The organism is Albimonas donghaensis, assembly GCF_900106695.1.
Classification (GTDB): domain Bacteria; phylum Pseudomonadota; class Alphaproteobacteria; order Rhodobacterales; family Rhodobacteraceae; genus Albimonas; species Albimonas donghaensis.
In genome coordinates, this window is record NZ_FNMZ01000008.1 from 112835 (window position 1) to 134492 (window position 21658).

The following is a 21658-nucleotide window of genomic DNA, read 5'->3' on the forward strand; positions in this document are numbered from 1 at the left end:
TGTCGATGCTGATGGGCGCCGCGATCCTTGTCGGCGCGGCGTTGAGCATCATGCTCGGCGTCCGGGTCTATGCGGAGCTCGCCTACCTCCAGCGGGCGCCGCATGACAACATCCAGTGGACCGTCGCGCAACTCGAGACCGAGATTCTTCGCCTGCGCGTCGCGGCCGGAGAAGCGCTGGCCGGGGACGACGCCCGCCTGGAGGCGCTGCGAAAGCGCTTCGACATCTTCTACAGCCGGGTGACGCTTATCCGGTCCGGGAGCGTCTTCGCGCCTCTGCGGGAAGACGCTGCGGTGTCCGATGCGCTGAACGCGCTGCATGCGTTCCTGATCGAAACGGCGCCGCTGATCGATGGTCCCGACGAGGCCCTGCGCGCCGGCGTGCCCGACCTGATGGCCCAGAGCGACGCGCATCACGCGAAGGTGCGCAGGCTGGCCCTGGCCGGGTTGGAGATGTTCGCGCGCAGTTCCGACGCGTTTCGGCGCGAGTTCGCGTCTCTCGTCCGCCTCACCGCGTTCGCCGCGCTGGTGGTGTTCGTGCTGCTGCTGATCGCGGGGGCGGGGCTGGCCTGGCAGATGCGGCGTTCTCAAAGACGTGCGATCCGGCTTCGCAGCAGCGAAAGGCGGCTCGCCGCCATGGTGAATTCGGCGCTGGACGCGGTGATCATGATCAACCAGCGCGCTGAGATCATCGAGTACAATCCGGCGGCGGAGACGACATTCGGCTTTCGGCGCGACGCGGCCATCGGCCGGTCGCTGATCGATCTGATCATGCCCGAAAGGGATCGCCCCCTGCATCAGGCGCGGATCAGGCGGTTCATCGAGACGGGGGTCAACGAGGTGGTCAACGCCGGCCGGCTGGAGCTGACCGCGCTGAATGCGACGGGCGAGGAGTTCCCCATCGAATACGCCGTCGGCAGTTCCGAGGGCGAGGACGGCCCGATCTTCGTCGTCTATCTTCGCGACGTGACCCGGCAGCGCAGCGCCGAGCAGGATCTGCGCGACGCGCTCGCCCGGGCCGAGGGGGCGGATCGGGCGAAGTCGCATTTCATCTCGGTGATGAGTCACGAGATGCGCACGCCGCTCAACGGGATTCTCGGCGCCGTCGACATGATGCGCGCCTCTTCGCTCGACGAAGGTCAGTCGCGCTATCTGGATCTGATCCTGATGTCCGGCGAGATCCTGCAGCGGCATGTCGAAACGGTGCTCGATATCGGGAGCATCGAGGCCGGAAAGATGCGGATCATCGCCGAGCCTTTCGACCCCGCGGCGCTGGCGCGCGACCTGGCCGAACTGATGTCGGAAGATGCGGGCAAGCGGAACAACAGGCTCACGCTCGACATCGATCCGCAGGTGGAACGGTTGTTCCTGGGGGATTCCCATCGGGTGCGCCAGATCCTGCTCAACATTCTGTCCAACGGCAACAAGTTCACGTCCGGCGGGCAGGTCGCCATCGAGGTCCGGCTGGCCGGCGGGACCGAGGAGGCGCCGGTGATCGAATTCGGCGTGCGCGACGAGGGGATCGGCATCGCCCGGGCGGATCTGCCCAGGCTGTTCGAGGATTTCGTGGTCCTCAGCCCGGCCTACAGCCGCGAGGTCGGGGGCGCCGGTCTCGGCCTCGCCATATGTCGCCGCGTGGTCCATGCGCTTGGGGGCGAGATCGGCGTGGAGACGAACGAGGGCCATGGGAGCCATTTCTGGTTCCGGATCCCCGTATCGCCGGCCGGGCTCCCGCCCTCGGCGCTGGAACCCGCCCGCCCGGTCCTCGCCGCGACCACCGATGGGCTCGCGTCGGTCCTCCTGGTCGAAGACAACGCGATCAGCCGAACCATCGCGGAGGAGATGCTGCGCGCTGCGGGCTGTGAGGTCGTGACCGCGAGAAACGGCCTTGAGGCGATCGGGCAGGCCGAACGGAGGGCATTCGATCTCATCCTCATGGACATCTCGATGCCGGGCATGGACGGGGTGGAGGCCACCCGTCGGATCCGCGAGGGCGAAGGCGCCTCGAAGCGCTCGAAAATCGTGGCGCTGACGGCGCATGCGCTGCCCGAGGAGGTGGAGCGATTCCTGCGCGCCGGAATGCAGGACTGCCTCGTGAAACCTTTGCGGCAGGCGGATCTGCGCAGGTTTCTGGTCAAGCTCGCCTCCGAGGACTTCGACGACCTCCCGACCGCCGACGGCATGGATCAGCGCACGGACATGCCGATGGCAACCGCTCCGTCTCCAAAGCTGGACGCCTCGGCCTTCGCCGCGCTTCAGTCCGAACTTGGCGCCGGAGTCGCCGCTGCTGTCGTAGAGGCGTTCCGCAAGGAACTGGCCGACGCCTATGCCGAGATCCAGGCCGCGATGGCGGCCGGCGACATCGCCACGATGCAACGTCTCGCTCACCAACTGCACGGAGGCGCCGCGTCCATCGGCGCGACGGATCTCGCGATGACGCTGGAAGAGGTGGAGTTGCGCTGCAAGCGAGGCGAGTTGGAGCACGCGCGACGGGCGCTGGGCGCGGTCGGCGGCCTTTGACCTGCGCGCCGGACCGTCCTCGCTTCGGGCTCGCGTTCGACCGTGCCTTCTTCGTGATGGCAGTGGGTTGAACGTGGTGGATCGACAGCGCGGGGGGTGAAGCGCCAACCCGCCCATTGCGGCTGCGGTTCGTCCGCCCCGCCAGGCTGGCGTTCCGCGGCTCCTCGATCCGCTCCGGCGGCGTCCTGCGCCTGCATCGGGCGTTGGACGACGCCCTCGCCTGACCGACGCGGCCGCGAGGCCGATCGGCGATCCGCGCATCGGAAAGGACGGCCGGCGCATCATGTCCTACGGCGCTACAGCGGTTCGCGGCCCACGCCGTCCGGCTTCGGCTCCCCGCGCTGGCCTGCGACCTGACGCGCTTCCGGCGATGCTGGCGACGAAGGCGCCGGCATTCGGCTCGCCACGTTCCAGCGCACCGACAAGGGGGGAGACACAGCCTGGGCTGCGCTCCCCCCTCTGGTTGACCCGCTACGAGGTCCGCCGCCGTTTCGCGAAGCCCAGAAGCCCGAGCGCCGCGACAAGACCCAGCGCGCTGGGCGGAAGCGGCACCGCGGCGCCCATCGCCTCCTCGTTCACATTGAGATACCGCAGCACCGGCCCCGTGACGCTGGTGGTGAGGGACGTGTTGTAGGTGATGCTCGTCACGCCGGAAAAGCCCGTCCCGTCGAAGCGGTATGCCGCGTCGAGACCGTTTGCCACGCCGATGTCGAGGAAGAGCGCATCCAATGCGACCAGCGCGCCGGCGGCGCCCGACTGGGAGGAGGCGTCGCCGTAGATGACCGTGAAGGTCATGCCCGCCAGAACGGTGAGCGCGTTGTCGAACACCAGCTCGACCGTATCGACCGGCGTGTCGAAGCTCAGCGTGAGCGGCGCGCTGCAATCGGTGACGACGAGGGCGGGAGCGTTGCTCCCCGCGCAGACGCCGTCCGCGCCGAGAAGGTTGTTGAGTATGTTCGCGTGTTTGAGCGTATTCTGATAGCTCTCGTCGAAGGGAGGGGCGCCGATCACGACGTCGCCGCCCGAGGTGGACATGGTCACCGTGTTCGAATCCGCGGCGAAAGTCGTGGACTGAACGCCTCCGCCGCCGGTGACCGGAACCGGATCCGCGAAAGCGATCGAAGCCAGATCCAGCTGCGCAGCCGTCGCGTGACCGGCGCTCAGCGCCAGCAACGATGCCGGCAGAACAAGGCTTGAACGCATGGCATTCAAGCAGCTTTCCCAAAATTTCTTACGCACGGACGACTCCTCCGCAGATTTACGCATACTTGAGAACGCTGCCTGTGGTTGCGATCCGGCACAAGCGGAAACTCAACTTATTGGCGATTAAGGGCAATCCTGCGCACAACCCTGACCGTTCGCGCGGGCTGTGTCGGAGAAAGCTTTGTGTATCAATGAAATAATCTGAAAATAAATGCTGAAACGTTACTATTTCGCATGGGTCATTTCGGATGCTGCTCGGGATCCGCGTCGGGTGACGTTTCGAACCTGTCGACGGCGAGGTGAAGAAGGGCGTGAAGCCTGCCGAAAGCCGACGCCCTGACTTCGCGAGGACGCTCCGGGTGAAGTCGGCATGCAGGAACCTCCCACGTCATGAGCGCCATGAGCCGGAACGAACCTGGTGACGGTCGCGGAGACGTCGACGATCCCGCCAGGGCGCGGACGCGCAGGCTTGCGATCCAGAAGCGGCTGGCGGCGAGCTTGAGGGCTGCGAGGCAGGCGCCCGGCCAGACAGGCCGGAGAGCCCCCGCCCGACGCGGACCCGGAGCGGCCCATCCGCCGCTGCCGGACCGAGATCCCGGCGTTGCGTCTGGAAGCGCATCGCGGCGGAGACCCCGCGGCGCTGGCCGAGCTGGCCGACGCCCCGGCCCGCGGCGTGCAGGCATCGGGCCGCCCGGAGACCGGCGCCGCCCGCCTCCGCTGAAGCGGACGGACGGGGCGGATCAGCCCCGGCGCGCCGCCACCCAGGCCTCGAACCGCGCCTGGTTCCCGGGGTCGGTCAGCGGGTAGAGGCCGATCACCGGGCGACCGGCGCGCACCTCTTCGAGGACGAAATCCTCGTAGCTCTCCATCGACACGGCCTCGCGGGCGATGTCGTCGGCCAGCGCGCGGGGGATCACCATCACCCCGTCGCCGTCGCCCACCACGATGTCGCCGGGATAGACCGCCACGCCGCCGCAGCCAATGGGCACGTCGATGTCGATGGCGTGGTGCCGGGTCAGGTTGGTCGGCGCCGACGGACCCGCGGCGAAGACGGGAAGCGACAGCGCCGCCGCCTCCCCCGCATCGCGCACGCCGCCATCGGTGACCACGCCCTCCGCGCCGCGAACCTCCAGCCGGGTCAGCAGGATCGAGCCGGCCGAGGCCGCCGAGGCGTCGCGGCGGCAGTCCATGACCAGGACATGCCCTTCCGGGCAGGTCTCCACCGCCACGCGCTGGGGATGGTCCCGCTCCCGGAAGGCGTCGAGCGGGTCGGTATCCTCACGCGCGGGGATGTGGCGCAGGGTGAAGGCCGGCCCGACCATCCGCGGCCCGCCCGCGCGCAGCGGGCCGACGCCCTGCACATAGGCGTTGCGGAAGCCGCGCTTGAACAGAAGCGTCGCGAGCGAGGCGGTGCTGACCCGCCGAAGCTGGTCCAGCGTCTCGGGCGCCAGCGGGATCTCGGCTGCGGGCTTGGGGTCGGGCATGTCGGGCGAACCTCGTGTTCAGGAGAGCAAGGCGGCGTCGGGCGGCGGCGCGAGCGCCCCGCGCACCGAAATGACGTGACGCGCGAGGGACGAGGCGCGGGCGATCCGCCCGGCCATGTCCTCGCCGGAGTCGAAGCGCGACAGGAACCCGGCGTTGAACGCATCGCCCGCCGCCGTGGTATCGACGACGGAGTCGGCGGGGGGCGTCTCGACCGCCCCGATCTCCTCCCCCGCGGCGTAGAGCACCGGGCCCGGGCCGTCCTTGACCACCACGCACCGCGCGCCCGCGCTCCGGTAACGGTCGAGCACCGCCTGGCCGTCGCGATCGCCGAAATGGGCCGCGTCGTCCTCACGCGATGGCAGGGCGATGTCGCAGACCTGCGCGCCGCGCATGATCCAGGCGCGCATCTCGTCGGCGTCGGACCACAGGGCCGGGCGCAGGTTGGGGTCGAAGGCGACGGTGCGGCCGCGGGCGCGGGCGCGGGACAGCGCGTCGAGCAACGCCTGCCGTCCGGCGCGCGGCAGGATGCCCAGGGTTATGCCCGAGAAGAACAGGAGGTCCGAGGCCTCCATCGCGGCGTCGAGCCGGGCGGGATCCTCGGCGAGGTTCCGCGCGGCGGAGGCCGAGCGCCAGTAGCAGAACCGCCGCTCCGCCCCGTCGAGCACGATCATGTAGAGCCCGATGGACTCCCCCGCCCGGCGCTGGATGAACCTGGTGTCGACGCCGGCCGACCCGATCGCCGAGACCATCGCGTCCGAGGGCGCGTCGTCCCCCGCCGCCGACAGGTAGGCGCAGCCGGCGTCGGGGCGCAGGCGCCGGAAATACCAGGCCGTGTTGTAGGTGTCGCCTGCGTAGTCGAGCCGATAGGCCCTCGGGTCGCGCGGGTCGCCGGCAGGCGACATCTCGGCCATGCATTCGCCGATGGACAGGAAGCGCATAGGGGTCCCTCCGCGCTCGGCCGGCGGCGCGCGCGGCGCCGCCGGCCGAGGAGCTCAGCTGAACAGCGTGCCGCCGTTGATGTCGACATTGGTCCCGGTCATGAACGCCGCGTCCGGGCCGGCGAGGAAGGCGACCAGGCGGGCCACGTCCTCGGACGTGCCTTCGCGGCGCATCGGCGTGGCGCCGGCGACCTTGGCGCGCACCTCGTCGGGGGTGAAGGTGTTGTGGAAGTCGGTGTCGATCATGCCCGGGCACAGCGCGTTGACGCGGATGTCGGGGCCGAGCTCCTTGGCCAGGCCGCGCGTCATCGTCATCACCGCGCCTTTCGAGGCGCCGTAGGCCACCGCGCCGCCGCCGCCGCCGTCGCGCCCGGCCTGACTGGCGATGTTGACGATCGCGCCGGAGGTCATGTGGCGCAGGCAGGCCCGGATCATCAGGAAGGCGCTGGTCACGTTCAGCGCCAGCACCGCGTTCCAATGCTCGGGCTCCATCTCGGCGATGGTCTTGCGCGCGATCAGGCCGCCGGTGTTGTTGACCAGCACGTGAACGCCGCCGAAGGCCTCCGCGGTCGCGTCGGCCAGCGCCTGGGCGTCCTCGGGGCGGGTCAGGTCGCCCCGCATCGCGAAGGCGCGGCCGCCAGCCGCCTTGATCGCCTCGACCGTCGCCTCGGCGCCTTCGGCGCTGGAGTGGTAGTTGATGGCCACGTCGGCGCCGTCGGCGGCCAGCGCCAGCGCGCAGGCCCGCCCGATGTCGCGTCCGCCGCCGGTGACGATCGCCGCTTTGCCGCTCAGTCTCATGTCCTGCTCCCGCATGCTTCTCGGCCCTCGTCGATGCGACGGCCGCTTGGCCGGTCCGTCGGCCGGGTGAGGTCATGGGTGGCCCGAAACCGGGCGCGCGGTCAAGTCTTGAATACAAGATTGAATACAACTAGCCTGAGGCCCGCAGGCGCCGCGGCTCGCGGGCCGGCCCGCGCGCTCTGGAAAACTCCGGCGCCGCCGGCTATCACGCGAGACGATGGGAGACCGCAGCATGGAACGATCGTCCGAGCCCAATGGCCGCAGGAGCAGCGTCGACATGATCGTCGAGCGGCTGCAGGAGGACATATCCTCGATGCGGCTGATGCCGGGCTCGCGCATTTCCGAACCGGACATCGCCGCCCGGTTCGGGGTCTCGCGCCAGCCCGTGCGCGACGCGTTCAGCCGCCTGGAGAGCATGGGCCTGCTGCGCATCCGCCCCCGCAAGGCGACCGAGGTGAAACGCTTTTCGCGCGGCGAGATCGAGAAGTCCCGCTTCGTGCGCGCCGCCGTCGAGATGGAAGTGCTGCGCCGCGCCGCGCGACGCTGCGTTGCGGCGGACGGTCATGAGCTGGACGCCTGCCTGGCCCTGCAGAGAAAGGCCCTGGCGAAGGGCGATCAGCTTGCCTTCGCGCAGCTCGACTACGACTTCCACCGCGCCGTCTGCGGCATCGCCGGCGTCCCGTTCGCCTTCGACGTGATCCACGCGGAGAAGAAGAAGGTGGATCGGCTGTGCATGCTCGCCCTGTCGCGGGAGGACCGGATGCCCCAGCTGATCGACGACCACGCCCGGATCGCCGAAGCGGTCAAGGCCGGCCGCGAAGAAGAGGCGGTCGAGGCGGGGACCGTGCATCTCTCCCGCCTCGACGCCACCATCGAGGCCATCAAGGTCGCCAGCGCCGCCTATTTCGAGGACGAGGACTGAGGCGGACCGACCGGCGCGCGCCGCGCCGCCCCGCCCTTCGCCCGGCAATCTCACGCCGCCGCAAAATTATTCTTGGATACAAGTTGGGATACATGCATGCTGCGGGAGTCGGCGACCACGGGAGGTGGGCGTTTCGCCGGCGGAACATTCGCAGGGAGGAAGACGATGACCGCACTGAATCATGTGAAAGGCGTCGCGGCCGCGACGTTGCTGGCCCTTGGGCTGGCGCCGGTATCCGCATCCGCGCTGGAGCTGCGCGGGTGGAACATCCATGTCGAGGATTACCCCGTCTCCATCGCGATGGAGGCGTTCCTCGCCGAGGTCGAGGAGAAGACCGACGGAGAGATCTCGGGCAAGGTCTACCACAATGGCGTTCTGGGCTCGCAGCCCGACGCGATCGAGCAGATGCGCCTGGGGGTGATCGACTTCGGCGAATTCAACCTCGGCCCGATGGGCCAGGCGGTTCCTGAGGCCAACGTCACCGCGCTGCCCTTCATCTTCAAGAGCGTGCCGCAGATGTACGCGCTGATGGACGGCGCCGCCGGCGAGGCCATCGGCGAGGGCATGAAGGCCAAGGGCATCGTGCCGCTGGGCTGGTACGCCGCCGGCGCGCGGTCCTTCTACAACTCGGTGCGCCCGATCAACACGCCCGCCGACGTGGAGGGGCTCAAGGTCCGCGTGATGAGCAACGACCTGTTCGTGAAGATGGTCGAGGCGATGGACGGCAACGCCACGCCGATGGCCTTCGCCGAAGTCTACCAGTCGATCAAGACCGGCGTCGTGGACGGGGCGGAGAACAACCCCCCCTCCTATGAATCGACCAATCACTACGAGGTCGCGCAGTATTACTCGCTGACCGAGCATCTGATCATCCCCGAGTGCCTGTGCATGAGCCTCAAGAGCTGGAACAAGCTCTCGCCCGAGCAGCAGGAGATCGTGATGGCGGCCGGCCGCGCCAGCGCCGAGATGCAGCGCGAGCTGTGGGCCGAGCGCGAAGCCGCGAGCATGGAGAAGGTCGAGGCCGGCGGCGTGACGGTCAACACCGTCGCCGACAAGGCGCCGTTCCAGGACGCGATGACCCCGGTCTACGACGCCTTCCTGGAGAGCAACCCCAAGCTCGCCGACCTGGTCTCGCTGATCCGCGACGCCGACTGATCGGACCCGCCGCGGGACGCCGGCCGCGCCGGCGCCCCGCGGCGCCTTTCCTTCTAGCCCGAGTCCTTCAAGCCCGAGGGGACGCATGTCCATCGAACCGCTTCCGTTCCGGCGCGTCGAGCAGGCTCTCGACCTGATCCGCGGCCTCTGCATGGTCGTCGCCTCGATCGCCCTGGTCGTGCTGATCGTCGCGTTCGGCTGGCTGGTGTTCGGCCGCTACGTCCTGAACGCCACGCCCACCTGGGTCGAGCAGCTGGCGCTGCTGCTGATCTGCTGGATCGCCTTCCTGGGCGCCGCGGTCGGCGTGCGCGACGACACCCATATCGGCGTGCTGCTGTTCCGGGACATGGCGCCGATGTCGGTGCGCAAGGCGCTGATGATCGCGGTGGACGTGATGCTGGCGGCGTTCGGGGCCGTCATGCTTTCGGCGGGTCTCGAACTGGCGGCGTTCGGCTGGGACACGATGCTGCCGATGCTCGACGTGCCGGAAAGCATCCGGACCATGGCCATCACCTCGCTCGGCGGCCTCATGCTGCTGTTCTCGGGAATCCGCGCGCTGCTGCGCATGCTTCGGTTCCGCAGCTGGACGCCCGACGCGTTCCCGCATGACGACATCAAGGACGCCTGACGTGGGTCTCTTCATTCTGCTCGGCGCCTTCGCCTTCGGGGTGGTCATCGGCATGCCCGTGGCCTTCGCCATGGGCATCGCCGCCGCCGCCGCCTTCCTGTTCGAGGGCTTCCCCAGCCTGATCACCTTCCAGCGGGCCACGGCCGGGGTCTCGGTGTTCTCGCTGCTGGCGATCCCGTTCTTCATCTTCGCGGGCGAGATCATGCTGCATGGCGGCATCGCCCAGCGGCTGGTCAAGCTCGCCTCCGCCCTCGTGGGTCACCTCAAGGGGGGGCTGGCGATGGTGAACATCTTCTCCTCGATGCTGTTCGGCGGCATCTCCGGTTCGGCGGTGGCCGACATCTCGGCGCTCGGCTCCCTGCTGGTCCCGGTGATGAAGGAGCGGGGCTACCGCCCGGACTTCGCGGTCAACGTGACCGTCACCTCCTCGATCGCGGGCATCGTGATCCCGCCCAGCCACAACATGATCATCTTCGCGGTGGCCGCGGGGGGCGGGATCTCGGTCTCCAAGCTGTTTCTGGCCGGCGTGATCCCCGGCATGCTGATGTGCGTCAGCCTGGCGGTCGCGGCCTGGGTCCTGTCGATCCGCCACAACTACCCCGCCGAGCCCTTCCCCGGCTGGCGCGTGGTCGGCCGGGCGGCGATGGACGCGATCCCCGGCTTCATGACGGCGGTGATCATCGTCGGCGGCACGCTGTCGGGGGTGTTCACCGTCACCGAGTCCGGCGCGTTCGGCGCGATCTACGCGGTGCTGCTGACCGCCTTCTACTACCGCACGCTGACATGGGATGCGTTCCGCAGGTCGGTGGTCGGCGCGGTGCGCACCACGGCGATGGTGATGATCCTGATCGCCTTCGCCAGCTCCTTCGCCTATCTGCTGGCGCTCTATCAGGTGCCGGCCGCGCTCAGCGGGCTGCTGGTGTCCATCTCTGACAACCCGATCGTCATCCTGCTGATGATCAACGTGATCCTGCTGATGCTGGGCGCCATCATGGACATGGCGGCGCTGATCCTGATCTGCACGCCGATCTTCCTGCCCATCGCGACCGGCCTCGGCATGGACCCGGTTCAGTTCGGGATCATGCTGCTTATCAATCTCGGGATCGGACTGTGCACGCCGCCGGTGGGCACCTGCCTGTTCGTCGGCTGCGCCGTGGGCAAGATCCGGATCGAGCAGGCGATGCGCTCGATCTGGCCGTTTTACCTGGCGATCTTCGTCGCGCTGATGCTGGTGACCTACGTCCCGGGCGTTTCGCTCTGGCTGCCCTCGATCCTTGAGTAGAGCCCGGATCGAGGGCGGCGCCCGCCGCTTCCTCGCGCATCGACCAACCCGCCGTCTCGCCTCGACCCGCTGCGCCTGGACGATGCGTCGAGCCGCCCCTGTCAGCGAGCCCGGCCTCGGACGGGGACGAGGAACGACCGACCCGGATGCCAGGTCCGGCCGGATGACGTCGAAGACTGGCGCTGCGGCCCCGCCCCCGGCGAACTTCGCCCCCCCCCGGAGCAGGCGGTTCGCGTGCGCATGGCATCGGACGTCGTTCACCCGTGCTGCGTGACAGGCTGGCGGCAACTGGCCCGCGCCTCGCAGGAAACCGGCATGCCCTTGGACGTGCACTGGCATCCCTTCGAGCCGAACCTCCGACATGGGACCCCACGCGTCGGAGCGGCAGGCGCAGCTTGGCCGGCAGAGATGTCGCGATCGCCATCACCGTTGCGTCTTCCGCCGCGTTCCGCGGAGCCGCTATCGACGGCCTGACGACCTGACCGAAGAGGTCAGGACGCCCGCCATTGGATGCGCGAGCGGCTCACGGGCGCCGCCGCCTCGGTCGGGAGATCGCGCGGCGCGAGGGCGCGCGCTAGGGAACGGTCCGCCGGATTTCGCCGCTGGCCTTCCTCGCCGGACCTTGCCGGGAGGATCATGAACGGTCGGCGGCCCGAGACGCTGACCGCCGGCGCGCTGCGACGTCTCCCTGAGCTACTGCTCGACCGGGCTGAACAGCGTCGCGACCCGGGCTTCGATCATCGTCCGAAACCGTCGACCGCCGAGCGCAACGCCTCCGCCAAGGCCTCACCCCAAACGCGCCCGCTGAGCAAACGCCCCCATGAGGAGCGTTTCCGCTCCGATTTCGTGCTCTGGTGAGGTTCCGACACCGCCATACGCGTCTAATCCACGCAAATCGCGCGGACTTCCGAACCGGCGCAGCGACCACGGTTCGTCAGGGGGGGGCGTGGTGGCGGAACAGGCGCCCCCGAACCCTGCTTCGCTCCCAGAACCGGGAACGAACAGGGAAATCCACACGTTTTGAGCATGCGCACGGCGAATCCACCGCTGAATTCGCCGTGAAGATGTCGAGCGCGCCGCCGACGGCCTCGACCGCCGGGAACCCGAAGATCCGTTCAGCCGCGTCATCCCAACCCCGGACCGCCCTCGGGGCCTGATACCACCAGCGCATCCGGCATGTCAGCGCGGGGGGAGGCGCCCGAGCCGGTCAAGATCCAGCGCGCCGGCTTCCGCGGCCTGGCTCTATTGCGGCCCCTCGGTCATGTTCGACGATCCTCGCACCTGGTTTCCGCCGGCGAGCCTCCGCCGACCGCAATCCGATCCATCGGAACGTCATGCGGCTGGGGATAGATCGTCGCGATGGCGGCGCTCGGCGCGCCGATGCGCATCGCGAAGCCAGGCGCCTGCGATCCGTGGGGGAAAGCCGGCGACGGGCGGAGAGGCGACGGCGGCCCGAGGCCGCGCAACGAGATCGGACGAAAGGTCCCGATACCGCGGAGCGAGGCCGACGAGGCGCCTCGCGACGGAGGAGATAGGCGCTGACGGGGCTTCGGGTCGGCTCCGCGCGCAGCAACACCTCAGCCCATTTGAACGGGATGATGGGACGGCCGAAACGCCCAGCCATGGCTTCCGCCGGTGTCGTCCGGATCGAAGGCGCCGATTTCGGACTCGCGCCGCCATCATGCGCCGTGATCGCCCGCGTCTCCAGAATGCCGGTCAACTCCGTCCCGGGCGTCGCGCGCAGCGCATCGCGTGGTTCGCTGCGAACCGCATCATCCACCGTGACCGTGAGCCCGCCATGCCTGGCGCAGTTGGCGTGGAAGATGCCGCCGACACCGCTGGCGACGATGGTCGGCGCCGCCGCCCTGCCCCGTCCCGACACGGCCGCCGCGGCGCGCAGCTGCGCCATGCTCCGCTGCGCTGGACACCAGCGCCCTGCCCTCGGACCCGGTCGGGATCGGTCAGGCGGCCATGTCATGGCTCTTCGTCAGCGCCCCGTGACCGGGCGTGGCGGGATCTGATCCGGCCGGCGAGGTTTCGGTCCCGCGCGCTCAGGACGTCGAAGGCGCGGCGGGCGCCGGCATGCGCGAGATGGCGCGAGACGCAAAGCAGCGAGACGCCGTCCTCCTCCTGCCGATTTTCGCGCTCGCCCCTGGTCTTGTCGGTGATCGTTCGGTTGGGACACCTGGATCATGGAGCCGCTCGGCTCGCCGCTGCGGCACGCGCCGCCCGCCCCTTTCGGACAAGTGGAACCAGAAGCGACGCCAGCAGCAGCGTCGCCAGCACCAGGGCGACGGGCCGTGAGAGGAAATAGGACACTTCCCCGCCCGAGATCTGGTAGGAGCGCAGCAGCTCCCCCTCGGCCATGCCGCCCAGCAGCAGGCCGATCACCACCGCGGCCACCGGGTAGCCGTGGCGGCGCAGGAACCAGCCGAGCACGGCGAAGACCATCACCGTCACCGGCCCGCTGATATTGCCGACGAGCGAATAGGCCCCGAAAACGGCGAGCGCCAGCACCGAGGGCGCGAGGTATCGGACCGGCACCCGCACCACCGAAGACGCCACGAAGACAAAGCCGAGCCCGACCGCCATCAGCAGGAACACCTGGGCGAAGTTGCCGAGGATGATGCCGTAGATGATGTTCATGTTCTCGCTGATGAAGCGCGGCCCGCCGGTGACGTCATGCATCGCGAAAGCCGAAAGCATCACGGCGGTGGCGCCGCCGCCGGGGATCCCCAGCGCGAGCAGCGTCGCCATGGAGCCGCCCTCGGACGAGGAGTTCGCGGATTCCGAGGCGGTGACGCCCCTGGGGTCGCCGTGCCCGAACCGGCTGGAATCCTTCGCACGACGCTTGGTCTCGGAATAGGAGACGAGATTGGCGACCGCCGATCCGACGCCGGGGATCGCGCCGATCACCACGCCGAGCAGGCCGCCGCGGATCCACACGAAGGGGTGCCGGACGATGAGCGCGACCCCCTGCAGGATCGCGCGGAAGGAGATCGCCCGACTGGCCTCCTCCTCCACGATGTAGTTGGAGCGGATGAGCCGAAAAAGCTCGGACGCGGCGAACAGGCCGATGAGCGCGGGCGTGGTGGCGACGCCGTCGAGCAGCGCCATCTGCCCCATCGTGCCGCGCATGTCGCCCAGCGCCGAAAAGCCGATGAGGCCGAGCAGGACGCCGAGCGTTCCGGCCAGCAGACCCTTGGAGAACCGGCCGCCGCCCAGCGCCGCGATCAGGGTCAGCCCCCAGATGGCGATAATGAACATCTCGACCGGCCCCAGCTTGAGAACGGCCTCGGCGATCGGGCTCACGAACAGCAGCAGCACGACGTAGCCGATGGCCGTGCCCATGGTGGAGGCCGCCAGCGCGAGACCGAGCGCCTGGCTGTGGCGCCCCGCCTGCGCCATCGGGTAGCCGTCGAAGGCGGTCGCCACGGCCGCCGCCGTGCCGGGGACGTTGACCAGGATCGCCGGAATCGCGCCCCCGAAGGAGCCGGCGGTGAAGATCGCGGTGAGGAACAGGATCGCCGGCAGGAAATCCATGTAGGCGGTGAGCGGCAGGAAGATCGCCATCGCGACCGGCACGCTCAGCCCCGGGACCGCGCCGAAGATCAGACCGATCAGAAGCCCCGGCGGCACGACGAGCCAGGGCTGCCAGCTCTGCGTCAGCAGATCGAGCGCCGAGGCGAAAGCGGTGGCATCGATCATCGGGCCGCACCCCGACGAAGGCGCTCATGCGGAGGGAGACGGCGCGCGAACATCTGCGTCATGCCCTAGAACAGCAGCGTGGGAACGGGATAGGGTGCCATTTCGCTCAGCGCATAGGTGGTCAGCCCGGCGAAGGCGGCCGAGTAGCCGATCGCGACGGGGATGTTCCGCTCGCCCAGCAGCAGCAGCGAGGCCAGCACGAACCCGAAGGCCGACAGGTCGAACCAGCCCCAGGCGAGCCCGGCGATGAAGGCGGCGAAGAGACCGATGAAGGCGAGGGTGCGAAGATCTCCGGCCATCGGCGTGAAGGTCCCGGCGGCCCGCGCCTCGCGACCGGGATCGAGCGCGGCGCGGATGCCGATATAGACGCAAAGCGCCAATGTCAGCGCCGCCCCCGGCGCGATCAGCATCAGGTTCTCAAGCTTGTCCGAAACGGTCCAGGCGTCTCGGAGAAACCAGAGGGTCCAGCCGGCGATGGCCAGAAGCAGCAGGGCATGCTCGATCAGCCGCCCACGGCGTGCGGCGGGATGGTTCGTCATGGGTCGTATCCGATCCTGTTGCGGGAAACTCGCGGGTCGAGGCGGGGCGGCCGCGGGTCGTGGACGGCCGCCCCCGTCGCGGCTCACTTGTCCTTCAGGTCCGCGTACTGCTTGAGCCCCTCGAAACCCTCGGTCGTGAGCTTCTGGCTCATCTCGGGCCCCATCCAGCGGCCGCCGACACGGTTCTCCTTCAGCCAGGCCTTGTAGTCCTCCCGCTCGAGCGTCGCCTTCAGGACCTCGACGAACCGCGCATAGCGGTCGGGATGCTCCTTCTTGAACGCGCTGTTGGCGATGACGGAGGTCGTGTATTCGCTGAACAGCGGCATCTTCACGTCATACTTGGCCAGCGCGTCGTTGATCTTCGGGCCGTCCCAGTTGTCGATGTCGTCGGCCGTGACGACCGCGATCGAGCGGATCCGGTCGCGGATCGACTCCGATCCGTTGGCGGCGACGAAGGTGAAATCCACCTGCCCCCCGGCGATGGCGGTGCGCAGCGGCGCGCCGCCGTCATAGGTCACGATGCGGACGTTCTCGCGCGGGATGCCCAGCATGTCGAACATCAGGAGCATCTGCAGGTAGGAGGCCCCGCTGGACATGCCCGCGGCCGTCACCGCGCCCTTCCCCTCCTTGGCCTTTGCGATGAGGTCGTCGAAGTCCTTGAGGCGCCCGTCGGCCGGCACCGCGACGATGGGGAAGTCGGTCCACTGGGTGTTGATGACCGTGAAGTCGCTCCATTCGGCCGGCACATCCGTCTGCAGGATGACGTTGGCAAGGAACGGCGTCGCCTGCATCACCAGGAAATGGCTGCCGTCCGTCGGAAGCTGGGTGTAGTAGGCCACGCCCATCGCGCCTGCCCCGCCGGGCTGGTTCATGACCGTCACCGCGGCGCCGTCCAACTCCTTCTCCATGTGGTTGGCCAGCCCGCGCGCAAGCCGGTCGGCGCTGCCGCCGGTGTTGAACGGCACCACGAAGGTGATGCGGTCGCCCGAGCTCGGCCAGTCCTCTTCGGCGACGGTCGGGGCGGCGGCGAAAGCGGCCATCGCGAGGGCGGCGAGCGTCGTCAATCCGTAGCGTTTCATGTCGTTCTCTCCCTGATGTCGTCGCTTCGAGGCGACTTTTGGTCTTTCACCCCGCCCGAGGGCGCGGCACGGCGCGGCCTAGTAGCCGGCGCGGGCGTCTTCGGAGATCTGGTAGCGCTCCTCCAGTTCCCGGACCTCGGGCATGCCCATCAGGTCGAAGAAGTCCGTGAACTTGGTCAGCTCGTTGGTCATGCCCTTGATCGAGCCTTCGGACTTCAGCCGCCGCAGCGCGCCCGTCGCAGCGGGGATCGCGGCCATCAGCATCAGGTTGGGATAGATCGCCAGCTTGAAGCCGAGCGCCTCGATCTCCTCAACCGAGAGGAACGGCGTCTTGCCGCTCATCGCCATGTTGAACAGACACGGCGCCGAAACTGCGCGCGGGATCGCTTCGAGCTGCTCCATCGAGGTCGGCGCCTCGACGAAGAGCACGTCGGCGCCCGCCTGCTCGTAGCGCTTCGCCCGGTCGAGCGCCTTGTCGAAGCCTTCCACGGCGATGGCGTCCGTGCGGGCGATGACGACGAAGTCGGGATCCTCGCGCGCGTCGCAGGCGGCGCGGATCTTCGCCGCCATGTCCTCGGCCGGGATCAGCGTCTTGCCGGCCATGTGGCCGCATCGCTTGGGCCAGCTCTGGTCCTCCATGTGCAACGCGGCGACGCCGGCGCTTTCGTAGCACTGGACGGTCCGGCGCACGTTGAGCGGGCCGCCATAGCCGGTATCGGCGTCCGCGATCGTCGGCAGCCCGCTGGCGCCGGCGATGCGGCCGGCGTTGTCCGCCATCTCCGTCATCGTCATCAGCCCGACATCCGGCCAGCCGAGGCGGGTCGCCGCGGTGCCGGCGCCGGTCATGTAGATGGCGCTGAAGCCTTCGCGGGCGACGATGCGGGCCATGACGCCATCGGCGACGCCGGGCGCCGTCAGGACCCCGGGAGCCTTGAGAAGGGCGCGGAGCTTTCCTGCGGATCTACCCATGGGTCGTCCTTTCGTGAGCGGCCGCCGCGCGACCCTGGAGGTTCGGGAAAGTCATGGGGAACGGCGACGGGGCTACCGAACGCTGCAGGCGCGCACCCCGCCCAAAAGCGCAGGTATTCCTGGGCCTGCGTTCGGCATGGGCGTCGTCTCCCCTCCCTGCCGGCCTCGATGCGGGCCGATCGCTTCGCCGACCGACCGCGCGTCTCGGGCCGACCGGACGTTTCGTGACCGGAGGCCGTTTCATCGGACCTTCCGATCCGCCGCAGGCGCGAACCGGCGGCTGGTTGTCATATAACTATGACAACCAGTTTACGCTATGTCAAACCCTCCGAGCCGCAGCGTTGTCGAACGGCCGGATCGCGCCACGGGGGGAGTAGCGGGGGGGTGTGGGGGGGTGTCGGTGGGCGGATCGACAGCGGGCCGGTCGCTCGGGGCCGCGCCGGACATCGGGACCGAGCGGTCAGATGCGGGTCGAATAGGCGACGGACCCGCTCTTCATGGTTCCGTGCTCGTCGTCGATGCTCCACGACATCGCGATCTCATAGCGCAAGGGACAGGTGCGCAGTTCGAGATACTCGACCGGCCGTTCGGGCGTCGACAGCAGCCGGCGGATGAAGGTCAGCGCCGAGCCCACATCCACGTCGAGCGCCTCCGCCGTCGCCGGATCCGCAAGGCAGGCGCCGATCGCCTGCGTGACGCGATCATACCGATTGCCCGTTTCGGTGAGCAGCGCATGGAGCGGGCGGGTTTCGAAGTCGCGGCGGGTGAAGCCGCCGGCGATATCGTTGGGCACCCAGGCCACGAAATGCGTCAGCGGCGCGCCCTCGCTGAAGCGCACGCGCACGACGCGCAGCACGTCCGCCCCCTCCGCGATCTTCAGCGCATCGGCCACCAGCGCCGGGGCGGCGACCCGGTCGAATTCGAGGACCTTCACCGGAAGCTCGCCGGCGCGCACGATCTCACCGCGCAGCGTGCCGATGGGCGCCCATCTGGGGCTTGGGGGCGGCGCCGCAGTCACGAAACTGCCGAGCCCCTTGCGGCTTTCCACGAGGTTTTCGGCGGCCAGGTCATGCAGGGCGCGGCGCACGGTGATGCGCGAGACGCCGAACATCTCGGACAGGGCCGCCTCGGTCGGCAGCGCGTCGCCGGGCGCATAACGCCCTGAGCGGATGCCATCCAACAGGATCAGGAACACGCGCCGATGGCGCGTCGTGCCCAGATCCACGTTCCGCGTCGGACCAGTCCCCCGGGATTTGCCATCCATCGGTGCAGCGACTCCCTCGCTCATGGGCGCGCGTCGATCGCCCGCCAAGGTCGCGGAGGCCAGCGATCTCGTTCCGCCGGCTCGGAGGCGATCACGCCCGGACAGGTTCCGGAACGGGATATTTAGGCCATGCCGAACCTGCGGTCGATGGCGATGACGGCCTTCGCCGATCCCGGCGTCGCCAGCGGACGGCGATGAGCCCTGCGGACGCTCCCGACCGCCCGGGGGACGCCGGCCGTGGAGCGTGGAAGGTTTTCAGGGCGCGACCAACAGCTTTCCACGCTGGCCGAAGGACTCGATGATCCGCGCCAGCTCGCCTCCCCGCTTCATCTGCGCGATGAAGTCCGAGAGCAGACGCATCCCCTCGCCGCGTTCCCGGAACGTGCAGGCGGCCTGCTGGACCGCCATGAAGCGCCCGGGCAGAACGCGGGCGCCGGGAAGCCGACCGGCGTCGTGTTCGAGCCGCGTCCGAAGGCCCGCGAGGGCGTCCAGCTTCTCATCCGCGAAGCGGCGGAAGGAGGCCTCGAGCCCCTGCGCCGTCCGCAGTTCGGCATGGCTGAAATTCGCCATCAGCCACAGATGATAGGCCGAGCGGCTGGACGCGGAGATGGTCACGCCTGACGCGTCGAGCTCCGCGCAGGTCCTCGCCGGGGACTCGCCGGGGACGAGGAACGTGGCCTCGATCTCCACATAGGGTTCGGTGAAGGCGAGCACGCCCGTCCGGGCCGGGTCGGCTCCAACGAACCCCACGTCCCATTGGCGCGCGGGGGCGCTGTCGACCAGTTCGCCCGGACTTGCGTATTCCACGAATTGCAGCGGCAGGCCGAGCCTGCGGGCAAGCGCGGCGCCCAGGGCGGGCGCCACGCCCTCGGGTCGACCTTCGGCGTCCCGGCCGCTGACGAGCAGGAAGTTCCCGGTGTTCAGGGCGACCCTGAGGACGCCCTCCGGCGCGAGATCGTCCACCGTCGCATCGGTCATGAGGGCCTTCCTCCAGCGTTCCAGGGGGTCGCGTCGCATCCCGTCTGCGGACGGATTCTCACGCCCTCGCAGCGGATCCCGGCGCCTGCCGCCCGGCCGGCTTCCCGTTTCTCCACCAGATCCGACACGGTGGAGAAGGATCGCCGAAGGCCATCGGCGGCATCTCCCCCCGTTTTCACCGCGTCATGCGCAGGCGCTTCGTCAACCGGCGCGCCTCGGCGACCGCGGCCGGGCGTCAGCGCAGTTCGAAGCCCATCGCCTTGAGCACTTCCACCAGCTTGTGGCGGCCGCTCATCGCCGCGATCCCGCCCATGCGCTTGATGACGCGCGCGGTCCAGGTCTCGTCACCCATGCCGTTGCGCCGTGAAAACGCGCTCATCGTGGCGTCGTAGCCGGCCCGGAGCGCGCGCTCGTTCGTGGAACCGTAGGTCTCGTGATGAAGCACGGCCGCCTGAGGCAGGCGGGGTTTGATGTTGTCGGCGGCGTCGGCGGAGGCGTGACCGACGCACAGTCCGAACACCGCGAACGCCCCGTCAGGCAAGCCGAGCAGCTCCTTCACCTTGATGGGGTCATTGCGCAGGGCGCCGATGTAAACGGTCGAAAGACCCAGGGATTCCGCCGCCGTCACCGCATTCTGCGCCGCCAGCGCCGCGTCGATCGCGGCCACCAGGAACGTTTCGAGGTAGGCGGTGACGGGCAGATCGGCCCGCTCCTCGGCGCCGAGCCTCCGGTGACGGGAGAGGTCGGCGAGCCATACGAGAAACAGCGGGCACTGCTCGATATGCTTCTGATGGCTCGCAACCCCGGCAAGCGCCGCCTTGGCCGCGGGGTCCGTCACCGCCACCACGGACCAGGTCTGGAGACTGGAGCTCGTCGCAGCCGACTGCGCGGCGGCGACCAGGGTCTCGAGCGTGCCGTCCGGCAGCGGATCCGGCCGGAAGCCGCGGATGGACCGGTGCGAAAGGAGCAGATCGATATGGGCGTTCCAAGGACCGGCGGCCGGCGCCGCATCCGGACCGTAGCGACGCCCCAGAGCCTCGGTCTGCGACCCGTCGATCCGGTTTGTGGTGTTCATCGATGAGCTCCGCCTGACGCAGCCTCGAAACCTGTGTCCTTGGACAGGATCAGGTCCGCTTGCAGGGGCGGGCCGCTCGGCGCGAGGTTATCCGGGGCCGGGCCTCTTCGGCAAGCGTCGCCCTTGCGATCGCGGGAAAGCCATTTCCGAGCCGTCCCGGCGGAGACGCCGAGCCCCTCGACGACCTCACAGGCCGGGCTGCGCTCGGCGCGACGGGCGATGATCAAGGCCCGACCGCCCACGCATTCGGGTGCGGCCTGTTCATTTGAGGCGATCCAGACTGGAGGCGCGGCGATCACGGCCTTTCCCAGCCGCGGACGAACAACCTCCCAGGGTTTCACCTTCAGCCTGCGCATCCCCTCATCAAGCGCCCCCGTCCACGAGAACACGCCCATAGGCAACGAGCGCCGGAGGCCGAAGACGGCTCGCGATCGCAAGCCTGCTCCCGCATGAGCTCCGAAGGGAGCCCACCACGGCTCGGTCACGCGGTCGGCAGGCGGTCGAGCCAGCCGACCTCCTGCGACTGGCGCGCCTCGAATGCGGCGATCTGCGCGGCATGGCTCAGGGTCAGGTCGATCACGTCGACCCCGCGCAGCAGGCAGTCCTTGCGGAAGCCGTCGATCTCGAAGCCATCCTCGACCCCGTCGGGCCCGGTCACGGTCTGGGATGGCAGATCGACGGACAGCTCCGCCCCGGGGGAGGCTTCGAGGGCGGCGAGCAGCGCCTCGACCCGCTCGGTCGGCAGACGCACCGGCAGGGCGCCGTTCTGAAAGCAGTTGTTGAGGAAGATGTCGCCGAAGCTCGGCGCGACGAAGGCGCGGAAACCGTTGTCGACCAGCGTGGTCACAGCCGATTCCCGCGAAGAGCCGCAGCCGAAGTTGCGCCCCGCGACCAGGATGCGGGCGTCCGCGTAGACCGGGCGGTTCATCGGAAAATCGGGGCGAAGCGTGCCGTCGCGGTCGAAGCGCAGGTCGTGGAAGCAGGCCTCGCGCTGCGCCTCCCGCCCGCGGGCGAGGTAGCGGGCGGGGATGATCTGGTCCGTGTCGACATTCGCGGCGTTGATCGGCATCGCCGGCGCGCGCAGGGTGGTGAAGGCGTCCATGGTTATCCCCTCTA

General features: G+C 69.1%; 19 protein-coding genes. 6 read left to right on the top strand and 13 right to left on the bottom strand.

Going from position 1 to position 21658, the window contains the following annotated elements:
• Nucleotides 1–5: 5 nt before the first annotated feature.
• Nucleotides 6–2519, top strand: a complete 2514-nt coding sequence (locus BLV24_RS17480) for a hybrid sensor histidine kinase/response regulator (protein ID WP_143040346.1) — start codon at nt 6–8, stop codon at nt 2517–2519.
• Nucleotides 2520–2990: 471 nt separating this feature from the next.
• Here BLV24_RS17480 and BLV24_RS17485 read toward each other — a convergent pair whose 3' ends face one another.
• The 4 genes from BLV24_RS17485 to BLV24_RS17500 form a co-directional block, all read right to left on the bottom strand.
• Nucleotides 2991–3758 (bottom strand): hypothetical protein, encoded by a 768-nt coding sequence (locus tag BLV24_RS17485; RefSeq protein ID WP_143040347.1) that lies wholly within the window; start codon nt 3756–3758, stop codon nt 2991–2993.
• A 704-nt stretch (nt 3759–4462) separates the two neighbouring features.
• Entirely contained in the window at nt 4463–5206 is a 744-nt protein-coding gene (locus tag BLV24_RS17490) for a ribonuclease activity regulator RraA (protein ID WP_092684196.1), read from the bottom strand.
• A gap of 18 nt (nt 5207–5224) precedes the next feature.
• Nucleotides 5225–6145: a sugar kinase gene (locus tag BLV24_RS17495; protein WP_092684198.1), complete on the bottom strand. Its 921-nt coding sequence runs from the start codon at nt 6143–6145 to the stop codon at nt 5225–5227.
• A 54-nt stretch (nt 6146–6199) separates the two neighbouring features.
• Nucleotides 6200–6943, bottom strand: a complete 744-nt coding sequence (locus BLV24_RS17500; protein ID WP_092684327.1) for an SDR family NAD(P)-dependent oxidoreductase — start codon at nt 6941–6943, stop codon at nt 6200–6202.
• 232 nt (nt 6944–7175) lie between these two features.
• Between BLV24_RS17500 and BLV24_RS17505 the strand changes: the two genes are divergently transcribed.
• The 5 genes from BLV24_RS17505 (at nt 7176) to BLV24_RS21720 (ending at nt 11788) form a co-directional block, all read left to right on the top strand.
• The gene (locus BLV24_RS17505; protein ID WP_092684200.1) at nt 7176–7865 is read left to right on the top strand and encodes a GntR family transcriptional regulator; all 690 of its coding nucleotides are present in this window, start codon (nt 7176–7178) and stop codon (nt 7863–7865) included.
• 165 nt (nt 7866–8030) lie between these two features.
• On the top strand, nt 8031–9020 hold the full coding sequence (locus tag BLV24_RS17510) for a TRAP transporter substrate-binding protein (RefSeq protein ID WP_092684202.1): 990 nt from the start codon (nt 8031–8033) through the stop codon (nt 9018–9020).
• Nucleotides 9021–9105: 85 nt separating this feature from the next.
• Nucleotides 9106–9648: a TRAP transporter small permease gene (locus BLV24_RS17515; RefSeq protein WP_092684204.1), complete on the top strand. Its 543-nt coding sequence runs from the start codon at nt 9106–9108 to the stop codon at nt 9646–9648.
• 1 nt (nt 9649) lies between these two features.
• Nucleotides 9650–10930 carry a TRAP transporter large permease gene (locus tag BLV24_RS17520; protein WP_092684206.1) on the top strand — a complete coding sequence of 427 codons (1281 nt, stop codon included), beginning with the start codon at nt 9650–9652 and terminating at the stop codon, nt 10928–10930.
• A gap of 510 nt (nt 10931–11440) precedes the next feature.
• Nucleotides 11441–11788 (top strand): hypothetical protein, encoded by a 348-nt coding sequence (locus BLV24_RS21720; protein ID WP_143040348.1) that lies wholly within the window; start codon nt 11441–11443, stop codon nt 11786–11788.
• A 1332-nt stretch (nt 11789–13120) separates the two neighbouring features.
• On the opposite strand, the gene BLV24_RS17530 is transcribed toward BLV24_RS21720, so the two are convergent.
• The 9 genes from BLV24_RS17530 to leuD all read right to left on the bottom strand — a co-directional run bounded on the left by BLV24_RS17530 (nt 13121) and on the right by leuD (nt 21644).
• Nucleotides 13121–14638, bottom strand: a complete 1518-nt coding sequence (locus tag BLV24_RS17530; RefSeq protein WP_092684210.1) for a tripartite tricarboxylate transporter permease — start codon at nt 14636–14638, stop codon at nt 13121–13123.
• Nucleotides 14639–14703: 65 nt separating this feature from the next.
• Nucleotides 14704–15177 carry a hypothetical protein gene (locus tag BLV24_RS17535; RefSeq protein ID WP_092684212.1) on the bottom strand — a complete coding sequence of 158 codons (474 nt, stop codon included), beginning with the start codon at nt 15175–15177 and terminating at the stop codon, nt 14704–14706.
• An 83-nt stretch (nt 15178–15260) separates the two neighbouring features.
• On the bottom strand, nt 15261–16256 hold the full coding sequence (locus BLV24_RS17540) for a tripartite tricarboxylate transporter substrate-binding protein (RefSeq protein WP_092684214.1): 996 nt from the start codon (nt 16254–16256) through the stop codon (nt 15261–15263).
• Nucleotides 16257–16334: 78 nt separating this feature from the next.
• Entirely contained in the window at nt 16335–17225 is an 891-nt protein-coding gene (locus BLV24_RS17545) for an isocitrate lyase/PEP mutase family protein (protein WP_092684216.1), read from the bottom strand.
• A 460-nt stretch (nt 17226–17685) separates the two neighbouring features.
• On the bottom strand, nt 17686–18489 hold the full coding sequence (locus tag BLV24_RS17550; protein WP_176954805.1) for a GntR family transcriptional regulator: 804 nt from the start codon (nt 18487–18489) through the stop codon (nt 17686–17688).
• A 255-nt stretch (nt 18490–18744) separates the two neighbouring features.
• Nucleotides 18745–19467, bottom strand: a complete 723-nt coding sequence (locus BLV24_RS17555) for a transporter substrate-binding domain-containing protein (RefSeq protein ID WP_092684220.1) — start codon at nt 19465–19467, stop codon at nt 18745–18747.
• A gap of 235 nt (nt 19468–19702) precedes the next feature.
• Complete coding sequence (locus BLV24_RS17560) at nt 19703–20542, bottom strand: nitroreductase family protein (RefSeq protein WP_092684222.1); 840 nt, start codon at nt 20540–20542, stop codon at nt 19703–19705.
• Nucleotides 20539–20937: a hypothetical protein gene (locus BLV24_RS21725; RefSeq protein ID WP_143040349.1), complete on the bottom strand. Its 399-nt coding sequence runs from the start codon at nt 20935–20937 to the stop codon at nt 20539–20541. Before BLV24_RS21725 ends, BLV24_RS17560 begins: the two co-directional genes overlap by 4 nt.
• Before the next feature lie 86 nt (nt 20938–21023).
• Nucleotides 21024–21644 carry a 3-isopropylmalate dehydratase small subunit gene (gene leuD, locus BLV24_RS17565; protein WP_092684224.1) on the bottom strand — a complete coding sequence of 207 codons (621 nt, stop codon included), beginning with the start codon at nt 21642–21644 and terminating at the stop codon, nt 21024–21026.
• Between the last annotated feature and the right edge of the window lie 14 nt (nt 21645–21658).

Bases quoted from the DNA above. Each gene is read 5' to 3' on its own strand.
- BLV24_RS21725 (WP_143040349.1), bottom strand. From the start codon at position 20,937: ATGGGCGTGTTCTCGTGGACGGGGGCGCTTGATGAGGGGATGCGCAGG.
- BLV24_RS17560 (WP_092684222.1), bottom strand. From the start codon at position 20,542: ATGAACACCACAAACCGGATCGACGGGTCGCAGACCGAGGCTCTGGGG.
- BLV24_RS17530 (WP_092684210.1), bottom strand. From the start codon at position 14,638: ATGATCGATGCCACCGCTTTCGCCTCGGCGCTCGATCTGCTGACGCAG.
- BLV24_RS17500 (WP_092684327.1), bottom strand. From the start codon at position 6,943: ATGAGACTGAGCGGCAAAGCGGCGATCGTCACCGGCGGCGGACGCGAC.
- BLV24_RS21720 (WP_143040348.1), top strand. From the start codon at position 11,441: ATGCGCGAGCGGCTCACGGGCGCCGCCGCCTCGGTCGGGAGATCGCGC.
- leuD (WP_092684224.1), bottom strand. From the start codon at position 21,644: ATGGACGCCTTCACCACCCTGCGCGCGCCGGCGATGCCGATCAACGCC.
- BLV24_RS17515 (WP_092684204.1), top strand. From the start codon at position 9,106: ATGTCCATCGAACCGCTTCCGTTCCGGCGCGTCGAGCAGGCTCTCGAC.
- BLV24_RS17495 (WP_092684198.1), bottom strand. From the start codon at position 6,145: ATGCGCTTCCTGTCCATCGGCGAATGCATGGCCGAGATGTCGCCTGCC.
- BLV24_RS17535 (WP_092684212.1), bottom strand. From the start codon at position 15,177: ATGACGAACCATCCCGCCGCACGCCGTGGGCGGCTGATCGAGCATGCC.
- BLV24_RS17480 (WP_143040346.1), top strand. From the start codon at position 6: ATGCTGATGGGCGCCGCGATCCTTGTCGGCGCGGCGTTGAGCATCATG.
- BLV24_RS17545 (WP_092684216.1), bottom strand. From the start codon at position 17,225: ATGGGTAGATCCGCAGGAAAGCTCCGCGCCCTTCTCAAGGCTCCCGGG.
- BLV24_RS17555 (WP_092684220.1), bottom strand. From the start codon at position 19,467: ATGACCGATGCGACGGTGGACGATCTCGCGCCGGAGGGCGTCCTCAGG.
- BLV24_RS17490 (WP_092684196.1), bottom strand. From the start codon at position 5,206: ATGCCCGACCCCAAGCCCGCAGCCGAGATCCCGCTGGCGCCCGAGACG.
- BLV24_RS17540 (WP_092684214.1), bottom strand. From the start codon at position 16,256: ATGAAACGCTACGGATTGACGACGCTCGCCGCCCTCGCGATGGCCGCT.
- BLV24_RS17510 (WP_092684202.1), top strand. From the start codon at position 8,031: ATGACCGCACTGAATCATGTGAAAGGCGTCGCGGCCGCGACGTTGCTG.
- BLV24_RS17550 (WP_176954805.1), bottom strand. From the start codon at position 18,489: ATGGATGGCAAATCCCGGGGGACTGGTCCGACGCGGAACGTGGATCTG.
- BLV24_RS17505 (WP_092684200.1), top strand. From the start codon at position 7,176: ATGGAACGATCGTCCGAGCCCAATGGCCGCAGGAGCAGCGTCGACATG.